The sequence below is a fragment of the Rhodococcus phenolicus genome (genome assembly GCF_001646785.1).
Lineage (GTDB): Bacteria > Actinomycetota > Actinomycetes > Mycobacteriales > Mycobacteriaceae > Rhodococcus > Rhodococcus phenolicus.
In genome coordinates this window covers 129998-146522 of sequence record NZ_LRRH01000001.1, presented here as the reverse complement: position 1 = coordinate 146522, position 16525 = coordinate 129998, and the positions used below count along the sequence as shown (strand labels likewise).

Sequence of the window (16525 nt, the reverse complement as noted above, 5' to 3'; positions counted from 1 at the left end):
AGGCGCCGGTGACGGCCCCTCCCGCGGTACCGAGGCTAGTGCCCGATGCCGACCTTCTCGTGCACCCGCTTCATCCATGCCGGGGCCCACCAGTTGGCGTCGCCCATCAGTTTCACGAGCGACGGCACCAGCAGCATCCGCACCACCGTTGCGTCGATGATCAGCGCGAGGATCATGCCGACGCCGAGGAACCGCATGATCGACAACCCGGAGATGGTGAAGGCTCCGGTCACCACGATCAGCAGCAGCGCCGCCGCGGTGACGACCCGGCCCGTGCGTTCGGTACCGAACTTCACCGCTTCCTCGGTGGTCGCCCCGGCGGCGCGGGCCTCGACCATCCGCGACATGAGGAACACCTCGTAATCGGTGGACAGACCGAACACCACCGCCAGGATCAGGACCACGAACGACGGTTCCAGCGGACTCGCGGTCACCCCCAGCAGTTCCGCGCCGTGACCGAGCTGGAACACCCAGGTCAGCACACCGAACGTCGCGGCGAGACTCAACGCTGCCATCGCGACGGCCTTGAGCGGCAGCACCACCGACCCGAATGCCAGGAACAGCAGCACCAGCGTCGAGACCACCATGATCGCGATCATCGCCGGCAGCCACCGGCTGATGGCGGCGTTGCCGTCGTCCACCATCGCGCGGCCACCGCCGACGAGCAGTTCCGTGCCGACCGGCGCGTCGACGGCGCGCAGCTCGTGGACGATCTCCCCGGCCCGGGCGGTGCCGTCCACACCCTGTGCGTACAGGGCCTGCACGACCGTCACGTCGGCATTCGACGCGACTGTCAACGCCTGGGCGATGCCGTCGACCCGGGCCGCCTCGCGGGACACCTCGCCGACCGCGGCAGTGGACGGCGGGGCACCGCCGCTGCCCCGCAGCACGAGCGTGGCGCCGTTGCCGGTGGACGGGAAGTCGTCGAGCAGTGTCTGCGTCGCCACCCGCGCCGGCGCGTTCTCTGGAAGCGCCGTGTACTCGACCTCCCCGAAGGAGGCCCGCAGCACCGGGAAGGCGAGTACGAGCAGTCCCGCGACGATCGTGACGGCGACGACCGCGGGCCTGCGCATCACGGCGACGACCACCGAACCCCAGAAGCGGCGGGCCCGGGCTTCGCCGCGGTGTGCGGCGTTCTTGTTCCACGTCAGCGAATTGATACGCGGACCGAGGATCGCGAGCAGGGCCGGGATCGCGGTCAGCGCGAGCAGTGCCGCACTCAGCACGGCGGCGATCGCGCCGAGTCCGAGGGATCGCAGCACCGCCTGCGGGAACACGAGCATGCCTGCGAACGCGCAGATCAGCAGCAGCCCGGAGAACATGACGGTCCGGCCCGCGGTGAGGACGGTACGGCGGGTGGCCGCCGCGGTGTCGGCGCCGCCCTCGAGTTCCTCGCGGAATCGGCTGACGATGAACAGGCCGTAGTCGATCGCCAGACCGAGGCCGATCAGGGACGTCACGTTCAGGGCGAACGAACTCACGTCGGTGATCATCGTGAGCAGGCGGAGCGTCGCGAGCGCGCTGAGCACGGCGAGCACCCCGACGAACACGGGAACGGCGGCCGCGGTGAGGCCACCGAAGATGATCACGAGCAGTACGAGGGTGATCGGGATGGCGATGGCTTCGGCGCGCAACAGGTCGTGCTCGAGCGTCGAGGTGAAGGCCACGGCCACCACCGAATTCCCGGCGAACTGCGACTCGACGCCGGGAACCTCGAGTTTCGGCAGCAGCGAATCGAACGTGCCGACGGAGACACCCGCGTCGGGGGACAGGGTGATGGACGCGGCGACGCTGCGCCCGTCCTTCGACAACAACAGCTGATTCGCGGGGGGTCCCGTCGACCAGTAGGTGTTGATCGCGTGGGTCGGCACCTCGGCGGCGAAACGGTCCAGCACCGCTGTGACCTCGGGTTCGATGTCCTCGACGGTCCGTCCCTCGGGGGCCGTGTACATCGCGACGATATCGGCGGTCTGCGGACCGAAGTTCTCCTCGACGATCTCCGCGACCTTGTACGACTCGCTGCCGGGGTCGTAGAACCCGGCCGACGACAAGCTTCCGAACACGCCGGTGCCCCAGGCTCCTGCCACGGCCACGATCAGGACGGCGAGCCCGAGGACCCACCATCGCCGGGTGACCACGGTCGTGGCCCAGCGGTTCATGCGCGCTCCATTCGGTCGAGGTGCCGGCACCCGGCGGGTGTCGTGCCCCAGCGACTGTAATAGGCGGCACAGAACCGTCCTCGCCGCGGTGGAAGCGCTCGGAACCGGTCCCGGGAGGAGACGTGAAAGGACCGGCACACCCGATCGCCTCACGGCGAAAGGCGCAACGCGGCTCCAGCCGGACGGTAGTCCGCGAAGGCAGATAATTTGAGCCCGGGGGATACGAGGTGTGCCGATCCGAACGGGTCAACGCGACGTCCCGCGCCGATATTCCCGGGGGTCGATAGGGTCGGTCCATGCGTGTTCATCTCGGACCCGGTCACGACCCCCATCTCGCCGCCGCGATCGTCGACGGCGGCGGCACACTCGTCCCGCTCGACGAGGCGGAGGCGCTCGTCTGGCACGGTGACGTCGATGATTTTCCGGCGCTGCCGGCCGGTGTGCGCTGGGTCCAGCTCGCCTTCGCAGGCATCGAACCGTACTTCCGCGCCGGGATCATCGACAACGACCGGGTGTGGACCAACGCGTCCGGGGTGTACGCCGACAACGTCGCCGAGTACGCTGTCGGGGCGCTGCTTGTCGGACTGCGACAGTTCCACGGTTCGATCGCGGCTGCCGCACGGCCGGAGCAGCGGTGGCAGAAGCCGGTGCTGGATCCCCGCGTGCGCTTGCTGCACGGGTCGACCGTCGCGATCGTCGGGTGCGGCGGTATCGGTCGCGCGATGATCCCGCGGTTGCGTGCGCTCGGTGTCGACGTCGTCGCCGTGAACTACTCCGGCCGTCCGGTTGAGGGCGCCTCGGTGACGTTGCCCGCGAGCCGCACCGCCGAGGTGTGGACGATGGCCGATCACTTCGTGGTCGCGGCCCCCTCGACCGCGGACACGGACCGGCTCGTCGACGCCGACGTGCTCGACGCGATGCCCGACACCGCGTGGCTCGTCAACGTCGCGCGCGGCAACCTGGTCGACTCGGATGCACTCGTCGAGGCACTGCGCGACGGACGGATCGCCGGTGCCGTCCTCGACGTCACCGATCCCGAGCCGCTGCCCGACGACCATCCGTTGTGGACGTTCGGCAACGTCGTGATCACCCCGCACATCGCGAACACGCGGACGGGGCTGAACGCGACGCTGGCGCCGACGGTCCGCGAGAACGTCGCTCGTTTCATCGCGGGGGAGCAGTTGATCGCGGTCGTCGATCCCGGCGCCGGGTACTGACCCCGGCGGTCCACCGCTCCGTCGCCCCCGGCCGGATCGCATCCGGAGCAGTGCGCGAAGCGGTTCGGACAGTGGTCTCGGATTGCGCATCGTGTCTCTGCTCGGTCACTTCACCGGACCTGCACTCGTTCGGGGTCGCGGGTGTCGTCGGGGATGGGTGCGGGCCTGCCGGGCCACCTCATCGACGGCACTGCCTCGACCGAGCAGAGCAACGTGGCGAACAGGACGACGGTGGCCGTGAGGTTGATCCACAAGAAGCCGCCCATGGCCAGTACCGCGCCTGCGCTCGCTGCCATCAGCGCCCCACCCAGGTTCATGGCCGCGTCCGACGCGCCCTGCAGCGGGATTCTCGCCTCCTCCGGTACCGACGAGGTCAGTAGTGCGGAGCCGCCGATGAGGAACATCGACCACCCCACGCCGAGGAGCAACAACGCAATGCTCAACAGCACCATCGATGGTCTCTGCGCCACTGCGTCGATCACGCCGAGGGTGATGGCTGCGGCGAACACGACGGCGCCGGAGACGATTACCGTTCCGGGGCCCCAGCGGTCCGTCATCCAGCCGAATATCGGCGACAGGGCGTACATCCCGGCGATGTGGATGCTCACCACGATGCCGATGGCACCGAGGTCGAATTCCTGGTGGTGCATGTGCACCGGGGTCATCACCATGACGTTCGTCATCATCATCTGGCCGGCGATCACGGTGACGAAGGCGAACCGCGGAACCGGGTGTGCGGCCACGTACCGCAGCGTGGCTCTCAGTCCGATGGTCGACGCGGCAGTAGTACTCGCCGGGGCTGCGCCATCGTGCGTGTCCTCGTGTGTGAGCGCCCGGTTCCGCTGTCCCGTGCCGCGCCCGGTTCTGCTCGGAAGGGTCGATGCGGTGATCGCCGCGACGGCGAAGGCGGTCATCGAGATCACGAAAGGGCCGGCGAGGGGGTCCATCCCGAGCATCTCGCCCAGACGCGCACCGGGCTCGGTGAAGTTGGGGCCTAGAACGGATCCGAGTGTGGTTGCACCCACCACCACGGACAACGCACGACCCGTCGCGTCTCGGCCTGCACCGTCGGCGGCGGCGTAGCGTGTCTGCAGGCCTGCGGCGGTGGACGATCCGCACAGCATCATTCCCACCATGAACAGTGGCAGGAACTGCACTGCCACGGCCGCCGACACCACACACGCCCCGATCGCGCCGACCCCGAATCCGAGGGTCAGCGCCCTGCGCCGTCCGGTTCGGGCAGCCAGCGCGGCCAGCGGGTAGGCCACGAGACCGGCCCCGAGGATCACACTCATCTGCGCGAAACCCGCCGTGGCAGTGCTTCCGGTGATCTGCTCGGCCAGCAACCCTCCGACGGCGTAGCCCGACGCGATCCCGGCTCCGGAGAACAATTGTGCGGTAACCAGTTTGGCCAGTGTTCGTGACTGGGGCGTCATCGGACCGGGTTTCCTTTCGGTTCGGTACCTGGGCGGGCGTCGGCGATCGGGGGAGTCGCCGGCCGCACGTGAGGACGTCGGCAGGGGAGGCTGAACGACCCGGTGCTGCTCCGACAGGCCGCACCACCTGATCGCCGCCTGCAGGATACATGTTGGATACAAGATGCCACGGGGGTGCCGCCCGGCGTCGCGCGCCGAGTGCGCTCGGGGCTTGCGAGCCGGTGAAAACCACTCCCTTCCAGACTTGGATACTTAATGTATCCTAGGCACTCGCCTGCCTCCGTCCGGCCGGGTCCGGCGGTGATGAGCCGAAACGCGAGAGGAGTGGTTCGTGACGTCGACCGTGAATCCGACCCGGGTGAACCGGGCCGGCCTGACCGGGGTGCTGGTTCTGCTGTTTGCCACGGGGTGGGGGGCGAACCACTTCGCCGCGATGATTCCGGTTCTCCACGACCGGGAGACGCTGTCGCCGACCGTCCTGAACGGCGCGTTCGGGATCTACGCGGTGGGCCTGCTTCCCGGCCTGCTCTTCGGAGGCGGCCTCTCCGATCGGATCGGGCGTCGACCGGTGGTTCTCCCGGGTGCGGCGGTAGCGGGCCTCGGCAATCTCCTCATGCTCGGATGGCACCAGGAACACGGCGTCTACGCCGGGCGACTCGTCGTGGGCATGGGAGCCGGCCTCGCCATCGGCGCGGGCACCGCGTGGGCCGCAGATCTGGGAGGCAAGGCGGGTGCGGTCCTCGCGGGTGTCGCGTTGTCGAGTGGGTTCGCGCTCGGGCCATTGATTTCCGGCCTGCTCGCCACCTTCGTCGCCAGCCCTCTGACCGTTCCGTTCGCGGCGACCGGAGTCGTCTCGGTGACGCTCGTGGTGATCGCGCTGACCGCGTCGTCGACTCCGTCGGCCATTCCACCGCAGTCCGCTCCTCCCGGTTCGGCGAGCGGACCCGTCGGAACCGGTATCGCTCTTCTGTTCTCACTGCCGATGGCCTTGTGGGTGTTCGCGTCGGTCACGCTTCCGCTCGTGGTCCTGACCCAGAACCTCGACGAGCGGTACCGAGGTCCGTTGTCGGCCGGTGTCGCGGCGGTCGTCGCGCTGGGTTCCGGAGTGCTGGCCCAGTTCGCGGGCCGTCGATTCGGCTGGGGTCCTCGCGCGGGTGTGATGGGAGCGATTCTCGCGGCGGCCGGATTCGGTGTGACCGCCGTGACCGGCCTGAGTCACTCGCCCCTCGGATCCATCGGGATCGCAGTCGTTCTCGGCGTCGCGTACGGGTTGTGCCTGCGCGACGGGCTCATCGATGTGGAGACGATGGCGCCTCCGCGCGCACGTGGTGCGCTCACCGGGGTGTTCTACGTCTTTGCCTATCTCGGTTTCGGCCTGCCGGTGCTCCTGACGTTCCTCGGGCCCCGGGGCGGGGTCGCTGTTCCGCTGACGTTGCTCGCGGCGGCAGCGCTCGTCGTGGCCGTCCATCGCGCCATGGGGCACCCGGGCATCCCCGCCCGGTGGCCTGCCCGGTGGCCTGCGGGGCACCTTCCTCATCGCGACCCGAGGTGACGGCTGTGAGGAGCCGATGCCCGGCGCTCTTCGTCCCTGGCCGCAGAATAGGTCCATGACGTCTGCCGAGAGTGCTGCCGACCGCGCCTACGCGGCCATCCGTGGGGACATCCTCAACGGGGTCCACGCTCCGGGAACCATGCTGGGTGAGGCCGGTCTCGCCGCCGGACTCGGAGTCAGTCGTACTCCGATCCGCGCGGCTCTGGTGCGTCTCCAGGAGGAAGGATGGATCACCATCTATCCCAAGCGTGGAGCGCTCGTGCGGGGACTCACCGAAAAGGACATCTCGGACCTCGCAGATGCGCGTCTGGTGCTCGAAGCGACCTCGATCGCCCGTGCTCCCCGCGCCGCCCGCGACACACTCGCCGACCGCCTCGACGCGGGGATCGCCGCGCAGCAGGGGGCATTGGCCGCCGCCGACCTCGATCGCTTCATCGAACTGACGATCGCATTCCACCGATCCTTCGTCGAGGTCAGCGGCAACGCCGTCATTCTCGAGATGTACGACCGGCTCGCCGATCGTCACCGATTCCTGCTGTACAGCCACGGAGGCACCCTGCTCTCGCGCAGCGCCGAGATCATCGCCGAACACCGGACGCTGATCCAGCTGCTGCGCGACGATCACCGAGGCTTCGGGGAGGCGTTGGCGTCACATCTCGGCGACACCCACGGTGCCGATCTGCGACCGCTCCGCCCCTGAAGGTTGTCCGCGCGTTCGGGGATCGGCTCACCACCAGTCCGTGCGGTCCCACCGCACGGTTCCGGCGTCGAGATCGACCCCGAGGGGATCCGCCCCGGTGCCCTGTTCGTGCCGCGACGTTCGCTGCCGCTGCTGTTCCTCGACGATGTGCCGAAACGACGGCGAGAGCAGTGTCTCGAACTCGCCGAACTCGCCGAACTCGCCGCCGCCCTCCGGCTTTCGTTTACGCCAGTAGATCCAGCCGCGCCGCTCGGCGTACAACCCGGCACGATCGGCGAGCACGGCGATCAGGACGGTGAGGGCAATCCATACGGCGGCGGACATGGGCGCTCCCGGGGTCGTGTCGGTTCAGCCTACGCCGCGGTGAGTCCTGCCAGCGCCGTCGGCAACGTGCCGCGGTACAGCACACCGAGGCGCTGTGTGGCACGGGTGAGCGCGACGTACAGGTCGGCCGCTCCCCGCGGACCGTCGGCGAGAATCCGCTCCGGCTCGACCACCAGTACCGCGTCGAACTCGAGCCCCTTCGTCTCCGACGGCGCGACCGCGCCCGGCACGCCCGGTGGGCCGATCACGACGCTGGTGCCCTCGCGGCCGGATTCGTCACGGACGAATTCCCGGACTGCCGTGGCGAGTTCACCGCCGGTCACGCGACGCGCCCACGGCGCGACCCCGCACGAGCGCACCGATTCCGGCGGGACCGTCCCGGGTGCGAAGTCGGCGAGCACTGCGGCCGCGACCGCCATGATCTCCGCCGGGGTGCGGTAGTTCACCGACAGCGACCGGTACGCCCAGCGCCCGGGGACGTACGGTTCGAAGATCGCACCCCACGAGGACGTACCCGCAGGTGATCGACGCTGCGCGAGGTCACCCACCACCGTGAACGATCGGCTCGGGCAGCGTCGCATCAGCACCCGCCAGTCCATCTCGGACAGTTCCTGCGCCTCGTCGACCACGATGTGCCCGTATGTCCAGTCCCGATCCGCGGCGGCGCGTTCGGCGAGGTCGCGCGTGTCGCGTTCGACGAAGCGGTCCGCCAGGTCCTCGGCGTACAGCAAGTCGGTCGCGAACAGGTGGTCCTCGTCGTCCATGTGGTCCTCGCGGTTCGTCAGAAGGTCGAGAACACCTGCGGCATAGGCAGTTTCCCGAGCATCCCCGGTCGCCGACCGATCGTCCGGGCCGGTCGTGCCGAGCAGGTCGACGAGTTCGTCGAGCAGTGGTATGTCCGACACGGTCCACGCGTCGCCGCGCTCACGCAGCAGCGCGTCGTCGCCGCCTGCCGCCTCCATCCGGACGGGCGACGAGAACAGTTCGGACAGCAGGCTTTCCGGTGTCAGTACGGGCCACAGATCGTCGAGTGCCCGGGTGAAGGCATCGTTGCCGGCGAGTTCGCCGCGCAGGTCCTCTCGCAAGTCCTCCCACGCTCGGCGGTCGTCGCGGGACAGCCAGCCGCGCCCGATCCGCGCGATCGCCCGTTCGGTCAGTGCCCACGTGACGATCTCGGTGAACACGGCTCGCGCCTCGTTGTGCGGCCGGCCGCTCGCGCGGGCCTCCTCGCGGGCCCACTGCGCAACCTCGGCGTCGAGCCGCATCGTGACGTCCGTCAGCTCGACGACCACCGGTTCCCGGGGCAGCCGTTGACGGTCCGCCACCGCGGCGGCCAGCACATCCAGGATTCGCACCGAACCCTTGAGCTGCGCGACCTCGGTGGTGTCCTCCGCCGTGACGCGCAGGCCCGGAACGAGGTCGCCTGCGGTCGCGAAGACCACATTCGTCTCGCCCAGCGACGGCAGGACGTGACCGATGTGGTCCAGGAACGCGGGGTTCGGTCCGACGACGAGCACCCCGTGCCGCTGCATCCGTTCCCGCTGCGTGTAGAGAAGGTACGCGACGCGGTGCAACGCCACCACCGTCTTACCGGTGCCGGGGCCACCCTCGATGACCAGCACACCCGGATGGTCGAGACGGATGATCTCGTCCTGTTCGGACTGGATGGTCGCCACGATGTCGCGCATGCCCCGTCCGCGCGGCGCGTTCACCGCTGCGAGAAGCGCCGAATCGCCCCGGCTGCCGCGTTCGTGCCCACCGGGCCTGCCGAGGATCTCGTCGGTGAACTCGACGACCTCCCGCCCGCGTGAGAAGAATTGACGGCGCCGTCGCATGCCCTCCGGCCTGGCGCCGGTCGCGACATAGAACGGCCGCGCGGCCGGGGCACGCCAGTCGAGCAGCAGCGGTTCGTACCCGTTGTCCTGGTCGAACAGGCCGATCCGGCCGATGTACGAACGCTCACCCGTCACGGCGTCGAGCCGCCCGAAGCACAGCCCTCCTTCGGCGACGTTCAGGCGCCGCACCTCCCGGGCCAGGGTGTGGACCGCGACGTCCCGATCCACCAGCGTGTTTCCCCGATCGCGCAGAGCTTCGGTGTACCGGGTCCTCGCGTCCGTCCGCTCGGTGTCGAGTTGTGCATACAGTCCGGCCACGTAGCCGCGCTCGGACTCCAGTTCCTCTTCGTACCCTCGAATCGGCATGTGCGCCTCGCTTTCCTCGCCTCTGCGATCAGGGGTTTCGACCACGGCCAGCGATTGTGCGGCATGACCGGGGTCTTGCCGCAAGGCCCCGGGTGCGCTATATCTTGAAAGTGGAGAGGAGCAGATCCTCTCCTTTTTCATGTCCCGGCCGTTTCTGGGACGATGCGGTGGTGCATCAGCCCGGATACGACGCGCTCGCAGACCTCTACGCCGACATGTTTCCCGCGTCGTCGACGACGCCGCTCGAACGTCACGTCGTCGCGGCGTTCGCGGAGCTCGTGCTCGACAGTGCCGTCGGTGGCGTCGTCGTCGATGTCGGGTGCGGTATCGGGCACGTCACCGCGGACCTCGCGCATCGAGGACTGGACGTGATCGGTGTCGATCCGAGCCGGGAGATGCTCGCGATCGCACGGAGCACGTATCCCGGTCTCCGTTTCGACCACGACGACGCGTTTCTGGAGGCCACCGATCTCGGTGGACGCGGCATCGCCGCGATCATCGCCCGGTACAGCCTGATCCACGTGCCGCCCACCGACATTCCCGATGTGCTCGCCGGCTGGGCGGCCAGGACGGTTCCGGGTGCGGTGCTCGCGGTCGCCGCCCAGGCCACCGACGAGGCGGGGGAGGTCGCCGAGTTCGATCACGCCGTCGCACGGGCATGGCGGTGGCATCCGGACCGGCTCGCCGGGGCGCTCGCAACCGCCGGATTCGACGAGATGTGGCGGACGATCAGCCGCCCCGGCCCCGGATTCCATCGCTTTCCCGAGGTTCATGTCGTGGCACGCCGTCGCTGACGCCCCATGCGCGGCGGTGATCTCACCCGCGGGGGATGAGGTTTCGCCGGGCGCCGCTCGGTTACGTTGGCGGCAGACCGGTCCGCAGCCCGGAGGGGAGCACTCGTTGGATGCATATCGAGCCGACCGTTCCGCCGAGCCGACGGTCGATGCGAAACGCTTGTGGGCGGGTGGCGCCGCCACCGCCCTGGTCGCCGGTCTGACGGCGGCCGTCGGATTGCTGCTGGTGCGCGACGTACTGGGGATCCCGGTGATCACATCCGCGCTGCAGTTGGGAAACTCACAGGTCACCACGATCGTCGGGCATGCGATCGTTGCGGCCCTCATCGCGACGGCGCTGCTTCACCTGCTCATCCTGACGACACCGAGGGCAACCACCTTCTTCGGCTGGATCTGCATACTCGCCACGATCACGGCGGCACTGTGGCCGTTCACCGTCAGCGCGACGCTCGCGGCGAAGATCGGGAGCGGGACGATCCACCTCGTCGTCGGAATCGCGATCTACTCGTTGCTGTCGGGCGTGGCGGCCACCGCGACGCGCCCCGGGCGGCCCGGCCGCTGAGATCCCTCGTGCCGGGGACATTCCGAGTCACCCGGGCTCGACCCGGGATCCGACGGTGTGCACGACCTGCAGTTCGGGGTCCCAGGGGAGCAGCGCGTCGACGGAATCCTCCAGTTCGTCGAGCGGAGGCAGTTCCGCGGGGCCCAGTACGGAGACGGTGACGGTGTCGCCCTGCCACGCCACGTCGGTGACCTCGGCGCCGGGTGTCGACCCCAGCCATTGCTGTGCCGCCCCCGATACCTGCCGTGACCACAGCGAGGCGAGGGAGTTGACGACCATCGGCACGGCCACGACGATCAGCGCGACCGCCAATATCGCGTAGGCCCGCCGCCACCGTGTCCCGGCGGCACCGTTCACGCGGGAGTAGCCGGCGGTGACGAGGACGACCGTCGCGGTGATGATCATCGCGACCACGTTGGAGGCGAACAGGACGAACGCTCCCGCCGCCAGGGAACCGGCTCCCGAACCCAGGCACACGCCGACCACGGCGAGCGGGGGAACGAGCGAGATGGCGATGGCCACGCCCGGAAGGACGTCGCCGACGTCGCGGCGGGCGACGGCGACCGCGCCGACGAGGCCGGTGGCGAGCGCCGCGGTGAGGTCCATCAGGGTCGGTGAGGTCCGTCCCAGTACCTGCGAGTTGCTCAGTACGGAACCGGGATTCGGAAGCAACTGCGCGAATGCGACGCCGAGGACAACGACCAGCACGATCCCGGCGGCGATGTAGAGCAGGCTACGGACGATCAGGGATCCACGGCCGACGGTGATGCCCAGTCCCACACCGAGTATCGGCGTGGACAGGGGCGCGACGATCATCGCTCCGATGACGGTGGCGGTCGAGTCGCTCACCACCCCCGCCACCGCGATCACCGCGGACAGGGTCAGCATCACCCAGAATGCCGAGCGCTTCGCTGCGGGATCACCGACGGACAGATCCAGGCGGTCCTCGAGTTCGCCGAGGTCGCGGCGTTGACTCGGGGGAATCACCACATCCAGCATCCACGGCCTCCTGTCGGAGCCATCGTGTCCGGGCACGGACGGGTCCTCGGCCCGGGCGGGCCGCCGGATGGTCGAGACGCGACGCACCGGTGGGCACAGCGTACGCCGGTGCAGTGGTCTGCCCGTACGTCTTTCGGGCATCCGGAGCCGCCCGGAAGACGCCCCGGGCCTATCCTGTGCCGTTGTGCACGGCGTCGATCTTCGCGGTCGGTGCGGCGGTTGCGGCCCCGGTGGGCCGGTGCCCGACGGAATTGAGCATGCCGCTGATGTCGACACCGGAGGCCTCGAGCGTCTCGATCACTCCAGCGATGGTCGACGGGCTGATCCCGAGGATCGACCCCACCGAGCCGGACAAGCCGTCGGCGCCCCCCACGATCGAGATACGGTCGATCTCGCCGACCGGCTTCGCGGCAGCTGCCGTCGCCTCGACCAGGGCCTTGATGCCGTCGGCTTCGGCATGCTGCTCGGTGCGGACCGCGGCGGCGGCGCCGGACCGGCGGGCGGCCTCCGCCGAAGCGTCCGCGCGCAGAATCGTCGCCTGCTTCTCGCCTTCGGCGCGGGCGACCGCGGCCTGACGTTCCGCTTCGCGGGCGCGATGACGTCGGCTTCGAGTGCAGCCTTCGTATGTTCGGCGCGCCGCTTCTCGACCTCGATGCGGGCCTCGACCTGCGCGACCGCGCCTTCCTGCCGGGCCTTCGCGGACTGGACCTGGGCGTCGCGTTCGGCGTTCGCGGTACCGACCGCGGCCTCACGCTTGACCCCGGCGATCCGGCGCTGACCGAGGGATTCGAGATAGCCGTTGTTGTCGCTGATCCCGACGATCTCGAGAACGTCGACTTCCATGCCGATGCGGGCCAGGTCGCTTCCAGCCTCGACGTCACCGATGTAGACGCGGGAATCCGCGGGCAGGGCGGTCGTTTCCGCGGTGACGGCACGGGGCCGGACCGGTTGCTCTCGGTGTCGGTGAACGCGATCTGACCTCAGCCGCCGGGCTCGATCGACAGGGTGACGACGCCGGTCAGTCCGATGTACGAGAGGCGTCCGGTGTGCGAGTTGCCCTGCTGCCGCATCAGATACGGCAGCAGGACTCCTCGGGCCAGGAAGACCATGATCACCGCGGGTGCAGGCCGCCTGTCCCGAGGAGTGCCGTGGCGACGGTGGTCAGGTTCAGGAACGGAGCCCGTCACCGTCGCCGGTGTCGCCGAGTTCCGAATCGAACTCGCCGACGACGAGGGTTCCCACGATCCCCACCAGACCCATTGCGAGACATGCAATGTAGAAGATGTCCACCCGCCGCCGTTTCATCGGATCGTCATCGACCCTACCGTAATCGGGCATTTGTCGGAGTTCGCAGCCTCCGCGTGGTGTCAGGCGGGATCGGCGGCGAACTCCTCGATGGTCGCCAGGTTCGCCGTCATCGCTGTGTGCCACACGGAAAGCCGGTGTTCGACGATCCGGCCCTCCTTGTCGGGATGCTGAGCGATGAATTCGGACAACGGTGATCGTCCGTCGCACATCTTGGCCCACTGCCGGACGACGACGCCCTCGCGATCGGTGTCCACTTCGAATCCCCACAGGGCGATCGGCGCGTCGGCCGGACCGACCCGCCACACCCAGCGGCGGCCGTCCTCGACCTCCACGACCTCGGGTTCGGTGTGCCATTCACCCATCTGGGTACTGGCGTTGTGCCCGCGGAATCGGGCGCCGACGGCGACACCGGCGGCGCCGTCGAGCCACTCGGCCCGTTGCAGTTCGCCCTCGGCGCGGGTGGGCAGCTCGATGTCGGTGACCAGCTCCCAGGCACGTTCCGGGCTGCAGGCCAGACGCCGGGTGACCTCGACCGTGGGTGTATCGCGCAAACGCATGACTCTCCTCTGGTTGAACCGTTGTGCCCACTGATGGTTACACGCGCACCGTGCCCGGCTGATGCTCGATCCGGCGGAGCTGGCCGAGTCGGCTCAGGATCCGGTCGATGTCGACGGGCAGGCGGGTGCCGCGGGTCAGGGCGTCGAGCGGGGTGGTCGCGAGGAAGACGGTGGTGACGTCCCGGTCGTAGAGAACGTCGACGACGTTCGCGAAGCGTTGCGCCGGTTCACGGCCCGCGGAGCGGAGGTCCGGGATATTGCCGATCGTCCACCGCGGGAAGACCTCGGCGAGCGCGAGGTAGTCGACCGGCGCGGTGGTCTTCTCGCACAGATCGGCGAAATCGATCCACAGGCATCCGTCGAGCGCTCGGTCGGCGTGGACGGGATGGCCGGCAGGGGAGAGCGTCCGATGTTCGTCCGGTGCCGGTACCTGCAGACCCAGGTGGTCGATGCGGTCGGGGGGGATCCACCAGCCCGCGGCGAACCCGGCCTCGTGACCGGAGGTCGTGCGGTAGTCCACGGGGCCGTCGACCGTGATGACCCGCAGCGACCTTTCGATCAGCTCGATGGTGGGCACGAAGTCGTCGTGGAACAGTGGATTCGGCAACAGGGCGTGCGGCGGGTAGTTCGACGTCAGCACGACCCGGATGTCCCGTTCGAGCAGCGCGGGCAGAAGGCGGGCGATGAATTTTCCGTCCGCCGGATCGTGCACGTGGAACTCGTCGAAGCACACGACGTCGAGGCCGCCGAGCAGATCGTGCAGGGCGGCCGCGAGGTCGTTGCGGTGACGCCGGACCGCGAGGTGCAGGTCGCGGAAGAACTCGTGGAAGTGGACCCGCAACTTACGATCGGTCGGCAGCGCGGCAAAGTACGTCGAGACGAGCCAGCTCTTCCCCCTGCCGACCGGACCCCACAGATACAGGTCGCGGTCGGTCGCGAGGGCGGCGCAGGCGTCTCGTTGCGCGGTGTCGAGTGTGAATCCCAGTTCTGTTGCCGCCGTATCGAATACGTCGACACCACTCGGGAGGGCGGGCTGCGGTCGTGAAGCTCGGAGTCTCCAGCGCATGCCGGAACTCTAGCATCGTAGAGTTCTGGAAGGATGGAGACATGGCTCACCGTCGCTCACGTCGTGACCTCATCTGCGAGGCAGCGCTGGAGCTCGCGGCCGAGGGTGGCAACCACGCGCTCACCCACCAGGCGATCGACGCGCGACTCGGCCTCGCACGCGGCTCGACGTCCTACTACTACCGGACCCGCCGTGCGCTGGTCTCCGCCGCGGTCGCGCACCTCACCGCGCGATCACGCGAACGGTTCCACGCCGTGGTTCCGAGCGCTCCGCCGAGTTCGATCGACGAGGCGGCAGGTGTGATCGCCGCCGAACTGGAAATGCTGCTGGGGGAGCGGCGCAGGGACGTCCTGGCCCGGTATGCGCTCATGGCCGATGTGTTCGGCGACGACGAACTGCGCGCGGACCTGGCATCGTGCCTGTTCTCCCGCCCGGCCGCGTCGGCGCTGATGGACGCCCTGGGCGCTGCCGACGCCACCGGAGCCGCCGGAGACCTCGTCGGTCTCCTCGAAGGGCTCGTGTTCGACGTCGCGATCGGTGCGCGTGTGTTCGATCCCGGCACGTCGCCGGCCGAGTCGCTGCGGGTTCCCGTCCGCCGGTGGATCGAGGCACTCGTCGGGAGACATTGAAAGATCTGCGCCGGTGAGGTTCTCGCGCAGGTGTGCCGTCGACGAGGTGCCCGGGATGAGCAGGATGTTCGGTGAGCGGTGCAGCAGCCGGGCGAGCGCGACCGACCCCGGCGTCGTCTCCCGCCGGCCGGCCGCCTCGCTCGTCGCGGGTTGCGCCGACCTCGGTCACGATGTGGAGATGACCGAGGTGCTCGCACACCGCGAGAGCTACGACGCCCGCACCGCCTGATCGGCGCGGACGTTTCGCTCCCTGCCGGGCATCGCTCGTGGGGTTCCGCGCGGCCGGGACGCCGTGCGGTCCGTCAGTTCGCGGTCTCGGCGGCCAGCGAGTCGATGGCGGCCTGCAACGCGGCGGTGGCGTCGTCGGCGACCTCGGCGAGTCCCGGGTGGTCGGCGACCTGGACCATCATCTGGGGGTTCATCGCATCGACCAGCACCGTGCCCGGCTCGGCGGGGTCGGTTCGGACCACGACGTTGCACGGCAGCAGCAGCCCGATCCGACGGTCGACGGTCACCGCGCGATGTGCCAGCGGCGGATTGCAGGCGCCGAGGATCAGGTAGTCCTCCATGTCCTCACCGAGTTTCGCCTTCAGGGTGGCCTTCATGTCGATCTCGGTGAGTACGCCGAAACCCTGCTCGGCCAAGGCTGTGCGCGTGCGTTCGACAGCCTCGGGGAACGAGGTGTGCAGCGTCGTCGACAATGCGAGTGTCATCGGTCTCCTGTCCTTCTCTCGGAAATGGTGGCTCAGGCGAGGGCGAGGAAGAGCTTCTCGAGCTCGGCCTCGGTCATCGGCTCCTTGCCTTCCCGGTCCGCATCGGTCAGGCACTCCCGCAAGCCGGTCGCGACGATCTTGAATCCCGCGCGGTCCAGCGCGCGCGACACGGCGGCGAGTTGGGTGACGACGTCCTTGCAGTCGCGGCCCTGCTCGATCATCGAGATGACTCCCGCGAGCTGACCCTGCGCGCGGCGGAGCCGGTTGAGTACCAGAGCGATGCTGTCTTCGTCGCCGACCATCGGAGT

At 69.0% G+C, this 16525-nt stretch carries 18 protein-coding genes and 1 pseudogene; 7 read left to right on the top strand and 12 right to left on the bottom strand.

All coding sequences use genetic code 11. The annotated features are described in order from the left end of the window. Positions 1-35: 35 nt before the first annotated feature. Positions 36-2159, bottom strand: a complete 2124-nt coding sequence (locus A8G15_RS00745) for an MMPL family transporter (protein ID WP_068154332.1) — start codon at positions 2157-2159, stop codon at positions 36-38. A gap of 296 nt (positions 2160-2455) precedes the next feature. Between A8G15_RS00745 and A8G15_RS00740 the strand changes: the two genes are divergently transcribed. After that, positions 2456-3376 (top strand): D-isomer specific 2-hydroxyacid dehydrogenase family protein, encoded by a 921-nt coding sequence (locus A8G15_RS00740; protein ID WP_068154331.1) that lies wholly within the window; start codon positions 2456-2458, stop codon positions 3374-3376. A gap of 110 nt (positions 3377-3486) precedes the next feature. Here A8G15_RS00740 and A8G15_RS00735 read toward each other — a convergent pair whose 3' ends face one another. Further along, positions 3487-4812 (bottom strand): MFS transporter, encoded by a 1326-nt coding sequence (locus A8G15_RS00735; RefSeq protein ID WP_068154329.1) that lies wholly within the window; start codon positions 4810-4812, stop codon positions 3487-3489. Positions 4813-5143: 331 nt separating this feature from the next. Here A8G15_RS00735 and A8G15_RS00730 point away from each other — a divergent pair, with 331 nt between their 5' ends. Beyond that, complete coding sequence (locus A8G15_RS00730) at positions 5144-6364, top strand: MFS transporter (RefSeq protein ID WP_068154328.1); 1221 nt, start codon at positions 5144-5146, stop codon at positions 6362-6364. A gap of 55 nt (positions 6365-6419) precedes the next feature. Further along, positions 6420-7064: a GntR family transcriptional regulator gene (locus tag A8G15_RS00725; RefSeq protein WP_068154327.1), complete on the top strand. Its 645-nt coding sequence runs from the start codon at positions 6420-6422 to the stop codon at positions 7062-7064. Positions 7065-7091: 27 nt separating this feature from the next. Here the strand turns inward: A8G15_RS00725 and A8G15_RS00720 are convergent, their stop codons facing one another. Further along, positions 7092-7388 carry a DUF6191 domain-containing protein gene (locus A8G15_RS00720; protein WP_068154326.1) on the bottom strand — a complete coding sequence of 99 codons (297 nt, stop codon included), beginning with the start codon at positions 7386-7388 and terminating at the stop codon, positions 7092-7094. A gap of 29 nt (positions 7389-7417) precedes the next feature. Further along, entirely contained in the window at positions 7418-9589 is a 2172-nt protein-coding gene (gene helR, locus A8G15_RS00715; RefSeq protein WP_068154325.1) for an RNA polymerase recycling motor ATPase HelR, read from the bottom strand. Between the two features lie 170 nt (positions 9590-9759). On the opposite strand from helR, the gene A8G15_RS00710 reads away from it, so the two are divergent. Together A8G15_RS00710 and A8G15_RS00705 are read left to right on the top strand one after the other, a co-directional pair. Continuing rightward, complete coding sequence (locus A8G15_RS00710) at positions 9760-10383, top strand: class I SAM-dependent methyltransferase (protein WP_068154470.1); 624 nt, start codon at positions 9760-9762, stop codon at positions 10381-10383. 106 nt (positions 10384-10489) lie between these two features. Further along, entirely contained in the window at positions 10490-10945 is a 456-nt protein-coding gene (locus A8G15_RS00705; RefSeq protein WP_068154324.1) for a DUF6069 family protein, read from the top strand. Between the two features lie 27 nt (positions 10946-10972). Here the strand turns inward: A8G15_RS00705 and A8G15_RS00700 are convergent, their stop codons facing one another. The 6 genes and pseudogenes from A8G15_RS00700 to zapE all read right to left on the bottom strand — a co-directional run bounded on the left by A8G15_RS00700 (position 10973) and on the right by zapE (position 14875). Next, positions 10973-11944 carry a TIGR00341 family protein gene (locus A8G15_RS00700; RefSeq protein ID WP_068154323.1) on the bottom strand — a complete coding sequence of 324 codons (972 nt, stop codon included), beginning with the start codon at positions 11942-11944 and terminating at the stop codon, positions 10973-10975. Between the two features lie 169 nt (positions 11945-12113). Then, positions 12114-12817 (bottom strand): annotated as a pseudogene (locus A8G15_RS29555) (flotillin family protein); the annotation flags it as partial. Between the two features lie 107 nt (positions 12818-12924). Next, positions 12925-13053 carry a hypothetical protein gene (locus tag A8G15_RS32185; protein ID WP_281180585.1) on the bottom strand — a complete coding sequence of 43 codons (129 nt, stop codon included), beginning with the start codon at positions 13051-13053 and terminating at the stop codon, positions 12925-12927. A 58-nt stretch (positions 13054-13111) separates the two neighbouring features. Further along, positions 13112-13249, bottom strand: coding sequence for a hypothetical protein (locus A8G15_RS31000; protein ID WP_169833844.1), 138 nt, complete (start codon positions 13247-13249; stop codon positions 13112-13114). A gap of 62 nt (positions 13250-13311) precedes the next feature. Then, positions 13312-13809: an SRPBCC family protein gene (locus A8G15_RS00685; RefSeq protein ID WP_068154318.1), complete on the bottom strand. Its 498-nt coding sequence runs from the start codon at positions 13807-13809 to the stop codon at positions 13312-13314. Between the two features lie 37 nt (positions 13810-13846). Next, positions 13847-14875: a cell division protein ZapE gene (zapE, locus tag A8G15_RS00680; RefSeq protein WP_068154316.1), complete on the bottom strand. Its 1029-nt coding sequence runs from the start codon at positions 14873-14875 to the stop codon at positions 13847-13849. Between the two features lie 41 nt (positions 14876-14916). Here zapE and A8G15_RS00675 point away from each other — a divergent pair, with 41 nt between their 5' ends. Both A8G15_RS00675 and A8G15_RS32180 read left to right on the top strand, forming a co-directional pair. Beyond that, positions 14917-15504, top strand: coding sequence for a TetR/AcrR family transcriptional regulator (locus A8G15_RS00675; protein WP_068154314.1), 588 nt, complete (start codon positions 14917-14919; stop codon positions 15502-15504). 55 nt (positions 15505-15559) lie between these two features. Continuing rightward, the gene (locus tag A8G15_RS32180; protein WP_281180584.1) at positions 15560-15733 is read left to right on the top strand and encodes a hypothetical protein; all 174 of its coding nucleotides are present in this window, start codon (positions 15560-15562) and stop codon (positions 15731-15733) included. Between the two features lie 73 nt (positions 15734-15806). On the opposite strand, the gene A8G15_RS00670 is transcribed toward A8G15_RS32180, so the two are convergent. Next, a complete protein-coding gene (locus A8G15_RS00670; RefSeq protein ID WP_068154313.1) occupies positions 15807-16217 on the bottom strand; it encodes a DUF302 domain-containing protein in 411 nt (136 codons plus the stop codon). Between the two features lie 32 nt (positions 16218-16249). Continuing rightward, positions 16250-16519, bottom strand: coding sequence for a metal-sensitive transcriptional regulator (locus tag A8G15_RS00665; RefSeq protein WP_068154311.1), 270 nt, complete (start codon positions 16517-16519; stop codon positions 16250-16252). Positions 16520-16525: the final 6 nt, after the last annotated feature.